13 protein-coding genes are annotated in these 10871 nt (G+C 45.2%); 10 read left to right on the top strand and 3 right to left on the bottom strand.

Features of this window, described 5'->3' with window-relative positions; all coding sequences use genetic code 11:
- Nucleotides 1-221: 221 nt before the first annotated feature.
- On the top strand, nucleotides 222-404 hold the full coding sequence (locus tag JGK20_RS28385) for a hypothetical protein (protein WP_293232963.1): 183 nt from the start codon (nucleotides 222-224) through the stop codon (nucleotides 402-404).
- Nucleotides 405-434: 30 nt separating this feature from the next.
- Here JGK20_RS28385 and JGK20_RS28390 read toward each other — a convergent pair whose 3' ends face one another.
- Entirely contained in the window at nucleotides 435-686 is a 252-nt protein-coding gene (locus JGK20_RS28390; protein WP_293186856.1) for a hypothetical protein, read from the bottom strand.
- Between the two features lie 293 nt (nucleotides 687-979).
- On the opposite strand from JGK20_RS28390, the gene JGK20_RS34675 reads away from it, so the two are divergent.
- The 8 genes from JGK20_RS34675 (at nucleotide 980) to cobT (ending at nucleotide 8251) form a co-directional block, all read left to right on the top strand.
- Nucleotides 980-1276, top strand: coding sequence for a helix-turn-helix domain-containing protein (locus JGK20_RS34675; protein ID WP_325315607.1), 297 nt, complete (start codon nucleotides 980-982; stop codon nucleotides 1274-1276).
- Nucleotides 1258-2142, top strand: coding sequence for a transposase (locus JGK20_RS28395; protein ID WP_325315608.1), 885 nt, complete (start codon nucleotides 1258-1260; stop codon nucleotides 2140-2142). The genes JGK20_RS34675 and JGK20_RS28395 overlap by 19 nt, the downstream gene beginning before the upstream one ends.
- A gap of 321 nt (nucleotides 2143-2463) precedes the next feature.
- Entirely contained in the window at nucleotides 2464-3177 is a 714-nt protein-coding gene (locus JGK20_RS28400; protein ID WP_293232965.1) for a Crp/Fnr family transcriptional regulator, read from the top strand.
- A 117-nt stretch (nucleotides 3178-3294) separates the two neighbouring features.
- A complete protein-coding gene (locus tag JGK20_RS28405; protein ID WP_293186857.1) occupies nucleotides 3295-4593 on the top strand; it encodes a hypothetical protein in 1299 nt (432 codons plus the stop codon).
- A gap of 314 nt (nucleotides 4594-4907) precedes the next feature.
- Entirely contained in the window at nucleotides 4908-5405 is a 498-nt protein-coding gene (locus JGK20_RS28410) for a universal stress protein (protein ID WP_293152300.1), read from the top strand.
- Nucleotides 5406-5991: 586 nt separating this feature from the next.
- Nucleotides 5992-6747, top strand: a complete 756-nt coding sequence (locus JGK20_RS28415) for a DUF2232 domain-containing protein (protein ID WP_293186858.1) — start codon at nucleotides 5992-5994, stop codon at nucleotides 6745-6747.
- Nucleotides 6737-6946, top strand: coding sequence for a hypothetical protein (locus JGK20_RS28420; protein WP_293186859.1), 210 nt, complete (start codon nucleotides 6737-6739; stop codon nucleotides 6944-6946). Before JGK20_RS28415 ends, JGK20_RS28420 begins: the two co-directional genes overlap by 11 nt.
- Before the next feature lie 198 nt (nucleotides 6947-7144).
- Nucleotides 7145-8251 (top strand): nicotinate mononucleotide-dependent phosphoribosyltransferase CobT, encoded by a 1107-nt coding sequence (cobT, locus tag JGK20_RS28425; protein ID WP_293232967.1) that lies wholly within the window; start codon nucleotides 7145-7147, stop codon nucleotides 8249-8251.
- A 306-nt stretch (nucleotides 8252-8557) separates the two neighbouring features.
- Here the strand turns inward: cobT and JGK20_RS28430 are convergent, their stop codons facing one another.
- Both JGK20_RS28430 and JGK20_RS28435 read right to left on the bottom strand, forming a co-directional pair.
- Complete coding sequence (locus JGK20_RS28430; RefSeq protein ID WP_293232969.1) at nucleotides 8558-8953, bottom strand: hypothetical protein; 396 nt, start codon at nucleotides 8951-8953, stop codon at nucleotides 8558-8560.
- Between the two features lie 540 nt (nucleotides 8954-9493).
- Nucleotides 9494-9619: a hypothetical protein gene (locus tag JGK20_RS28435; protein WP_293232971.1), complete on the bottom strand. Its 126-nt coding sequence runs from the start codon at nucleotides 9617-9619 to the stop codon at nucleotides 9494-9496.
- A gap of 64 nt (nucleotides 9620-9683) precedes the next feature.
- Here JGK20_RS28435 and JGK20_RS28440 point away from each other — a divergent pair, with 64 nt between their 5' ends.
- A complete protein-coding gene (locus JGK20_RS28440) occupies nucleotides 9684-10793 on the top strand; it encodes an extracellular solute-binding protein (protein ID WP_293186863.1) in 1110 nt (369 codons plus the stop codon).
- Nucleotides 10794-10871: the final 78 nt, after the last annotated feature.

Raw genomic sequence — 10871 nt, forward strand, 5'->3', positions numbered from 1 at the left:
GCAAATAGTCTCGCGCCGCCACAATTTGCTCAAAAAGCTACCCAAATAGTCAAGGATGGGTAGCTTTGTCCATAAATTAAGTTACAGTTCCTAACCCCGAGCTTGGGGCGGTGGCTGGGTGCCACTCTCTCCTCAGGTAATGCGTTCAACAGTTGACAGTTGACAGTTGACAGTTGACAGTTTGAGAGCGACCTCTACCCTTAAGTCCGAGGATTGGAGCAATGAATAGTCTGATTTTAATTTCTCCCGAGCAGGCTTGGGGCTTTCAACCAATTCTTTCTGGTAAATTTTTGTTTCCATCTTTTACAGACTACAGACTTGGGAAAAACCTCAAACAATCTGCGATTTGGGATTTCCGGATTCGGGCTTGTCCCCGTGCAGTCGATTTGAACAACCTTTTATGATAGCTTTCGATCTGTGTTCATGGTTAGAGATTAATGGTACAATAATCTCGGGGTAGCATAAAAAATTGCTCGAAACTGCGTCGGTTTCGGTTGCCAAGAGTGCCAACCTTTAGACTGGAAATTGGTGTGGATTTTCTTGGTAGTGCTGACATTTGACTGGTTCCAGAGAGTTGCAATCGGATGTGGTCGCTGTCTGTCCCGTGGGCGGACTTGTGCTTCCGCTAGCCGATCGACTGTCGGGCCTGCTGACAACAAATCTCTCAGCAGTGTTAAGCTTGTCATCGCGAAGTCATTGTCTTCGCTAACTCGATCGCTCAGTCCCTTGCTGCGCTGCTAAAATTTTGTTAATAAAATTTACTCGGCGGTATGTATCTAAACAATTATGGTATAGTCTTTAGTTTCTAGCTCCCAATCAGAGCTTGAGGCTATAAAAAATATGCTGAGAACCCCGTCCTTTCAAGACGGACATGAAAGCTAACCGGAGGCTAAGGCAATGCCAGTGACAAGAGTGAGATTTCGTTATTGTCATAGTATCTACAAAATGATATAATATTTTGTAGAGCTAGTCAAGAATCATGCTAAATCTCAGTTACGAGTACAAACTAAAGCCGACAGACAAGCAGATTTCTCAAATCGAAAGAACTCTGGTAATTTGTCGTAAGGTTTGGAACTACGCATTGAGAGAGCGTAAAGACTGGATTAACTCTCGTAAATGTCCGATTAATGCTTGCTCGATCGCTCGCGAGTACATTATTCCGGCTGATGCTCCCTACCCAAATTATTACAATCAGGCAGCGGAGCTAACCAAAGCTAAAGAGTTGTTTCCCGAACTTAAAACGGTTAACACAAAAAGATGCTTCAACAGGTGTTAAGAAAGCTGGAAACAGCCTTCCTAGACATGAAACGTAAGGGAATGGGATTCCCAAGATTTAAGAATAAATACCGAATGCGGTCGTTTGTATTTCCCCAAATGCTCAAAAATTGCCTCCAAGGAAATACTATTAAACTCCCACAGTTAGGCATTGTTGAATTCATTAAATCAAGAGAGATTCCTAATGAGTTTGCAATCAAGCAAGCTCAAATTGTCCGGAAGGCTAGTGGATATTTCGTCATACTTTTCTTAGAATGTGATGTTAATGTTCCTCAACCAGTTGCACAGGGATTCCCCGTTGGCATAGATCTAGGTTTAGACCAATTTTTAGCAACTTCTGAAGGCAAATTAGTTAAACGTCCTAAGTTGCTCAAGGTCGAACACCGCAAGCTTAAATTGCTGCAACGTCGGCTCAAGAACAAGAAGAAAGGCTCTAACAACCGTCATAAGTTGAATAGAAAAATTGCTAGGCTGCATCAGCGTGTTACCGATACCAGAAAAGATTGGCAGTTTAAATTAGCTCATGACCTAGCCCTAGATGCGGGAATGATATTTGTTGAAGATATCGATTTTCGAGTCTGGGCAAAAGGTAGGTTTGGCAAACACACCTTAGATGCTGGTTTCGGTCAATTCATCGCGATTATGTCGTGGGTGTGCTGGAAACGGGGAGTACATTTTGAGAAGGTAAACAAGGATTACACTTCTCAGGTTTGTCCGAATTGTGATAGTCACACTGGCAAGAAAGCACTTGATGAACGAGTGCATAATTGCCCTGAGTGTGGGTATACAACACATCGAGATGTAGCAGCCGCTCAAGTTATTCGGTTTTCAAGGATTGTCGGCGGAGGGACGCTTCGTAGACATTAAAGAAATTGCCTGTGGAGGCGGTCTGACGGGAACCGGAAACGGTCTAGTTAAGAGCCTAAGAGACAGGAAGAAGAAAGCGTGAAGGTGTGGATGCGATCGCACCGGAATGCAACCTTTGAGAATTCCCGCGCATTTATGCCGGGGATCGCGTCAATAATTCCCATATTCGACCTTTGACCGCAAAACTTGAGAGGAAAAATTGCCGATTTTTAGCTCCTTGTTCCTCAAATGCTTGAATCTCAAATCGCTCGAATGACTCGGCTGCAAGCTATTTCTAACTGCCCAGCGCAGCTCAAGCGCATAAATTAAGATGATGGCCTCATGGAAGACCGCTTTAACGCCCGAGATCCGCAGTCAAATATAAATCAATTGATAGTTTCTACTCCTTTTTTTGCAGGTTTGCCTGACCCTGTAATCGAGAGAGCAACTGTCCACATCGTTACCCGCAGTCATCCGTCGAATCAAGTGATTTTACTAGAAAATGACTGGGGAACATCAGTGTATTTTATATTGGATGGTTGGGTGAAAATTCGCACCTACAATCTAGACGGAAAAGAAGTAACGCTGAATATTTTAGGGAAAGGAGAACTGTTCGGGGAAATGGCAGCGATCGAAGAAGCACCGCGATCGACAGATGTCATCACCCTAGCCCCGACACTGATCGGCAATATGCCAGCTCAAGATTTTGTGCAACTCATTCATACCGAGCCCCTCGCAGGCATTCGGCTAGCTCAACTGATGGCCCGCCGCCTGCGACAAGTCAACCGGCGCCTGCGTTTGCGAGAGTCTGACAGTACCTCGCGAGTAGCAGATATTCTATTATTTTTGGCAGAGGGGCAAGGCAAAAAAATCCTGGAAACAGGAGGTACAGAAATTCCCAACCTGCCACACAGAGAATTAAGTAGCCTCAGCGGGCTGGCTCGGGAAACGGTAACGCGAGTGCTGAGCAAGCTGGAAAAAAAAGGAACTATTCAACGCGAACGTGACGTTTTGTGCATTCCCGACCTACACGCCTTGGAGCGTCTGTTAGTCTAATCACTACAAAACGAAATATTGGAGTATACTGGAGTGGTTATGTATATATTGGAGCGCTAAGCGCGATGTATCTGTCGTCTATTGACGAATTAGAGTGTATTGGAGTTTCATTATAGAATGCTAAAACGCCAAAAAGGATATTCAATTACAACCAAATCAGTTAAAGCGAAACTAATTCGCTCAAAATTTGATATGCAGGAAACCAAGGATGCTTACAACGAAGTAGTGCATTTTTATTTCCTGTTAATTGCTGAAAATCCTCAAGGCGTAAGCATTCCCGTGCAATCTAAGGGAGGCTGGCGATTCTACGAATTACTAACCGCTGGTCATCAGTTTATTAGCGGCTTTCCTTCCCCGCTAAAAAGAGCCGCAATCCGACAAGCCATCGGTGCTTACGAAAGCTGGAATTCAACCTATCAAAAATGGTTGCATCGTCCGAAGCGAATGAGAGATCACAAACCTCCAGTTCATCCTAGGGCATTCCGGTTTAACCCGCATTACGATTCAGGGATGTGGAAAGAGGATGATGGTTTCTCCATTGTTTTGAAAATGCGAGTAGGGAATTCATGGAAATGGGTCAAACATCAATATCAATGTCCTAATGTTCCGACAGAATGGACAAAAGGTTCTCCAAGAATTCAAGTACAAAATGGTTCTTTATGGCTCGTTTTCCCCTTAGAAAAATATGTGCCTGCCACAGGAGGTATCAAGGGAATTATGTCTAACTCCGCATTTAGAACCTGCGGGATTGACATGGATTTAGACAAGTTTATTATCATTGCAACTGTTCTAGAAACCAACGACAGAGGCGAAACGACTGAAATCGCTAGGCACTTTATCAACCAGTCGCGTCACGTAGCTCGTAGGAAGCGGGATCTAGGACAAATTGCAATCAAGATGAGACAAGCCAAAATAGTGAGTCGTGGTTTTGCTAAATCAAGATGGGACTCAATAACGGCCAGAGAAATTAATTTTTCCAGAGCGGTTTCAAGGGAACTTGTTGAGTTTGCAAAACACTGGAAAGTGGATGTAATTAGTTTTGAACACCTAGGCAATCTTCGCCCGAAAAAAGGCAAATTCTCTAGGAGATCAAATCAAAAGCGTGCCTACTGGCTAAAGGGAAAGGTCTTTGAGCAAGTCAAACGAATCGCATATCAAGATTATGCAATTGTGACAACTCGCGTTAGTCCGATGAATACGAGTCGCCTTAGTCCGTGGGGAGAACCACTTTGGAGAGGGGCTAAGTTTCCGTCTGACTCACTTCGATTTGAGGGCTATCAATCTGGAGCTGCATTGGTGGCAACTGCTGATGGGTACAAGGCTCACTCTGGATTAAATGCTGCCCGAAACGTGGCATTAAAAGCAATCAAGCGCAACCTACTAGAAGCTACGCTCAATCTTAAAAGCCTGAAGTAGTAATACGTGACGGTGTGCAATCAAACTAGAACGGTGTTAGCGACTACCACTTTGATTGTACTAGGCTAGGGTAAACTGCCTAAAAATTCCTACCTTACTACGCTCTATTTGGTTGGGACTAGCTCCCGCAAACTGAAAGACGCGACTACAGAGGAGTTAAAAAAGTGAACTATAATTGGAATATTGTGACTTACTCCGATTAACTCCATTTATGGGTTACTCTAGAAGTATCAGAGATTGTTAATTTGAATCTCATTCAACAGCACTCTCTGTTAACTAACGGATATTGATGATTTCCCGCCAGAGGTAAAGCTGTGAGTTTTAAGAAAATTTTCGCCGCCGTCGATGATTCTGAACTTGGCCGCCGCGTCTTCAGTCAAGCCTTAGAATTAGCCTCGATCGATCGAGCTAAGATGATGCTATTTCACTGCGTTACTGTCAACTCGCTGGGCGAGACGGCAGTGCCAATTCCGGTAGATTTGGGCTTGAATGCCGAGTTAATGGATCAAGCTTATCAAGCTCAACGTTTGCGGCTGGAAAGGGAGGTAAAACAGTCTGAGGGTTTGCTGAAAAATTATAGCGAGGTTGCAGCCAAACAAGGATTGGAGGTGGAATTTGACTGCCAAATGGATGGCGATCCGGGGCATTGTGTCTGCGAACACGCCCAAACTTGGGGTGCAGATTTAATAGTAGTGGGGAGGCGCGGCCGCACGGGGCTTACAGAAGCTTTCCTCGGGAGTGTGAGCAATTATGTCGTTCACCACGCATCTTGTTCGGTATTTGTAATTCAGGAAGTCAAAGCTGAAAAATGATGCTGCTGAAAATTTTCCTGAGAACATCAATCTAAAATAAGACTGGCGTTCCTACCTAAACCTGGTTTGTGCGAACAATATTAAATTGGGTGGCGAGGCCTCCAAATAGTGAAACCGGAAATTAATCTTATAGCCCGCCAGTGTCGTAAAATATCAAACTTTATTCAGTTAACAATTGACAGTTGACCGCTTGACAGCGACCTCTACCTAGAAAGAAGAAGATTGGATTCAACAGTTGACAATTGACAGTTGACCGCTTGACAGTTCGAGAGCTACCTCTACCTTTAAGTCCAAGTATTCGAGTAATGAATAGTCTAATTTTAATTTCTCCCTCGAAGACTTGGGGCTTTCAACCAATTATTTCTGGTAATGAATAGTCTAATTTTAATTTCTCCCTCGAAGACTTGGGGCTTTCAACCAATTCTTTCTGATAAAATTTAAAATCGGAAAATCGGAAAATTGGGAATCAGACGTGCAGCAGGCAAGTTCTGTAAAATCTCAAATCTAAAATCTCAAATCGGGAATCAGACGTGTAGCACGTAAGTCCTGTAAAATCTAAAATCTAAAATCTAAAATCTAAAATCGGATGAGTGATTTTTTGTCAGCAGATGCCGCGTCTAATTCAGGCAGTTCACCCAGTAGCAATAATGAGCCACAAACCGCCACTTTTTCAGCAATGGCTGGCGATCGCAAAAATTCCGACCCGGGGACGCCCCCCACTGGAGAAGCGCCTTTGAGGCTCGTAGAAACGGCATTTTTGGCAAGTACCGCTAGCTTGATTTGGCTGATAAATTATTACTTTCCCCTGGGCCCGTTGCTGCGGGTTTTTTTCCCGGTGCCCATAGCCCTGGTTTACCTGCGCTGGGGTAACAGAGCGGCTTGGATGTCAGCTTTGGTTTCCGGTTTGCTGCTGTCGGTACTCATGGGCCCAACGCGGAGCATTTTATACGTGATTCCTTTTGGAATTATGGGAGTTGCACTGGGAGGACTTTGGCGGCGCAAAGCGAGTTGGTCTGTCTCTATTAGTGTGGGGGCGGTAATTGGTGCTGTCGGCTTCTTTTTTAAGTTCTGGCTGCTGTCAGCTTTGGTGGGTCAAGATCTCTGGGTTTATGTAACCGCCCAGGTAACAGAGATTGTGGAATGGGTATTTGTGAAGCTGGGCTGGCTGAGCGTGCCGAGTTTGAGTACAATAGGGGCGATCGCCGCTGGGATGATTTTGATTAACAATATTGTATATTTATTTGTAGTGCATTTAGTAGCTTTGCTGCTGTTAGATCGTTTGGGAAATCCGATTCCGCGGCCGCCGCGCTGGGTGCAAGTTTTAATCGATTATGAGGAGTAATCGGAAGTCATTAGTCATTAGTCATCAGTCATCAGGAAGAAGGAAGAAGGAAGAGGGAAGAGGGAAGAAGGAAGAGGGAAGAGGGAAGAAGGAAGAGGGAAGAAGGAAGAAGGAAGAGGGAAGAAGGAAGAGGGAAGAAGGAAGAGGGAAGAGGGAAGAAGGAAGAGGGAAGAAGGAAGAGGGAAGAAGGATCTTGTAACAGATTTAACAGATGGATGTTGAGGGAAGGAAAAAAATCAAATTATCCGCTTTCCCTCTTTCTAGTTTTTCCGGCAATTACCAATTCCCCATTACCAATTCCCCATTACCAATTCCCCATTACCAATTCCCCATTACCAATCCCCGATTATTACTGACAACTGCCAACTGTCAACTGTCAACTGTCAACTGACTAATTATGATTCATGTTTATACAGAAATTGAACAGGGCCAGCGGTGGCTCGATCGCCATCGGGGACAAAAACCGATATTTGCCTGCGTGTTAGGATTCACCGCAACTGGCTTAATTCCGGGGATTTCGGCAGCAGGAGCAACCCCGCGCGATCGACAATTTACTTGTTTGGCCGATGCAGAATTTTTGTATAACGGCCCGCAACCGTCACCGCAGTATCCCTTGCCGCCCCTAGAAGCCGGTGCCTCACCGGTGCTAATATCTCGCGCCGTAGTCGAAGCTTTGGAAATTCCCCTTTACCTGTTTAATGCAGGTTTACCCCTGCCGCCTCCCGTACCTACAATTGATTTGGGCGGTACTGCGGCAAAGTGTCTAACTTCTGGGAATGCTTTGGAACTAGAAATAGTCAAACATTTGCTGGAACAAGGATTAATTTGGGGCGCTAAATTGGCCGCCGAAACTAATGGCAGTTATGTCATTTTAGGGGAGTGCGTAGTTGGTGGCACGACTACTGCTTTGGGCGTGTTAATGGGTTTGGGAATTGCAGCGGCGGGTAAGGTTAATAGTTCTCACCCTACCTGCAATCACGCTCAAAAATTGGCTGCGGTGACAGCGGGACTCAATAATGCTGGGTGGGAAATCGGCAGAAAAAATAGCACCCCCCTGGATTTGGTGGCGGCGGTGGGCGATCCGATGCAAATAGCGGTGGCGGGAATGGCGATCGCCGCGAGTCGGACTTGCGGGGTACTTTTGGCTGGTGGCACGCAAATGCTGGCAGTGTATGCTTTGATGCAAGCCTTAGCCACGGAATACGAGCTGTTATGGTGTCCCGAACAAGTCGCGGTGGGGACTACGCGCTGGGTGGCGGAAGACCCCACAGGGGACACTGTAGGACTCGCCTCGGATATCGGCGGTGTCCCTCTGTTGGCTGCACAGCTAAGTTTTGCCAGTTCTCGCTACCCGCAACTGCAAGCTTACGATCGCGGGTACGTGAAGGAAGGTGTGGGTGCGGGTGCGTGTGCGATCGCCAGCGGCCTAGCTGTGAATTGGACTCCAACCCAACTTCTGCAAGCTGTGGAGGCCTTAGCCTCGCGCTGTGAAATTACACCTTAAAACCGGGTTTTTCGTTTTCCGTGCGTCTCGGAATCTCACGCATTAAATATGAAAAATTCCGAGCTATAAACCTTGTTTGGCTGCTCAACTAGCTTCGTTTTGGCTGAATAATTATATCATTTTCTGTAGCATTTTTGCTTTCAGATTTACAGAATATTCTACACAATATCTCGCTTTGATGCAGTATTCCTACTGTGCATTTGGCGAGACAAAACACTCTATTCAATGACTCTATAAGTAGACGAGGATAAATCAAGGCAACTTGTATTTTCTCTCTCGATCCATGCCGATCGCCAGCAGCAATATTTAATTAGACCCGCCTACGTGTGAGTGCATTCTTTTGGCGACCAACTGTTCTTCTAAGGCAGCAATTCGATTGTAAGCCGCTGTTAGCTGAGCTGTTAGGCGCTGGATTTGAATCTCGGAAGTCAGCTCTTTTTCCAGACTTTGAGAATTCTTGTCGAAGTAGTTGTCATCTAACAGTATGTCCTTGTGACCGAGGATGCCGTCGAGATTGCTGTAGCTTTGATAGGGAGAGGTTTTGTGATTTCCTGCTGTCAGGGAGCGATCGTCCATATGCTGCTGGGCCAGCTTCGTCTCCTTGGCGGACTCCAATAACTTTTCATTGAGGTTTTCTATGAGTTTGTACAGAGCATCGACTTGTTGGGTCAATACTGTAACTTGCTGGCGTAGCGCTTCCATACAGTCATCCTCGGGATAGTAACTTATATCTTTACATTTTAGGGAAATCTTTACATAACTGGGATTTATCACTAAATTATTTAATTTTTGACGTAATTGTTGTCTTCCCAATCGTGACTGTAGGTTGAGATACTCAGGTTGAGGATTTTAGATTTTAGATTTTAGATTTTAGATTTTCTTGGATTCTGAAACGAGGTTTGTTAACTCCTATACTTTGTTCAAACCTTCAATCAGAGTTAAAAAAAACAAAAAAACTCGGCTTCTGAGAGTGGGAGTCCCTCCAGGAGTGTGAGATTGACTCGGCAGTCAATTTGCCATTTTTCGATTTGGGACTTGAGATTGTTATGGAGACAGCAACCGGGTTTTGTAGTTATTAAACTGTCGCGGATTTAAAAGGACTTTTTCACTTCGTTTGTGGAAAAAGCGTCATCCAACGGCAGAGTGTGGCGCTTTCGCGGTTTCCTGATATTAAGGAATGTAACACAGATACAGGCGATCGCCCGCCAAAATCGGCGAAACTAGCCCAAAGAAATTTGGAGCTCAGAAACGAGGCGGTAAGTTGACGGCAAGAGTAGCACCGACTCCGATCGCAGCAGAAGCGAGTACAATGGCTAGGTGTTGGAAAAAGAAATAAGACAAATCGGTGCGGACTACCGGACTCGACAAACAATTATTTCCCGGGTCGCAGAACACAAAACATCGGTCAATATTTAGAAAAGCGGATTCACAGGTGAAACGAAGGTCTTTGCTATTGGGCGCAGCCACCCTAACTTTAAGTCAATTGGCGGCAGGTTGCGACTCGAAACCCACTCTCAAAATTCGATCGCTCAAAAACGGTATTCCGGCCCAACTCGCAAGCAAATTTAGCCGCGATTTACAACCGTCTCCGCAGTTGCAGGTAACGCAGGAAGGGCAATTAAAAGAATTATTCGCTTTGTTACAGGAGTGGAAACGGACACCGGAAGCCAAAAATCAAGCTGACTTGGTGATGTTGGGAGATTATTGGCTGACTTTGGCAATTCGGCAAAAATTGATTCAGCCGATCGATCCTGCTAAAATTGCTAATTGGTCGCAATTGCCCGAAAGATGGCAAAAACTCGTCCGGCGTAACGCTGACGGCCAATTAGACGCTAAAGGTCAAGTTTGGGCTGCACCTTACCGCTGGGGAAGTACGGTAATTGCCTATCGAACCGACAAATTTAAGGATTTGGGGTGGACTCCGACTGATTGGAGTGACTTGTGGCGAGTCGAATTGCGCGATCGAATTTCGCTACCGGATAGCGCGAGAGAAGTGATCGGTTTAACATTAAAAAAACTCGGAAAATCTTACAACACGCAGCAATTAGATAAAGTTCCCAACCTCAAAAAAGAACTGGCAAATCTGCACGCCCAAACTAAGCTTTACAGTTCCGATACATACCTGCAACCGTTAATTTTAGGTGATACTTGGTTAGCCGTAGGTTCATCTGGTGACGTACTGCCGCTGTTACAAACTCAAAAGGATATTGCTGTAGTAATTCCAGTTTCTGGAACTGCACTGTGGACGGATTTGTGGGTACAACCAGCATCAAAAAAGCCAGTTTCGTTAGTGGAAAAATGGATTAATTTTTGCTTGCAGCCTCAGATTGCGCCTCAATTATCTTTGCTGGCTAAAGCTAGTTCGCCGATAATTGTCGGCATGAAACCCGAGGCTTTGCCCGCCGATGTGCGAAGCAATCCCGTGTTGTTACCGGATGCTAAAATTCTTGCCGCCAGCGACTTTCTGCTGCCGTTTGGAGATGCGGGGATTGCCGAATATCGATCGCTTTGGCAAGAAATTCGACAAGTAGTGAAAAGTTAAGTACGTTTTAAGGTACGTAGTTGCGCTTCAGCGCTCTTTCATAGATCTAAAAAACAAGCAGTAAAAAGTTAAGTACGT

It is taken from the genome of Microcoleus sp. PH2017_05_CCC_O_A (genome assembly GCF_020738785.1).
Lineage (GTDB): Bacteria > Cyanobacteriota > Cyanobacteriia > Cyanobacteriales > Microcoleaceae > Microcoleus.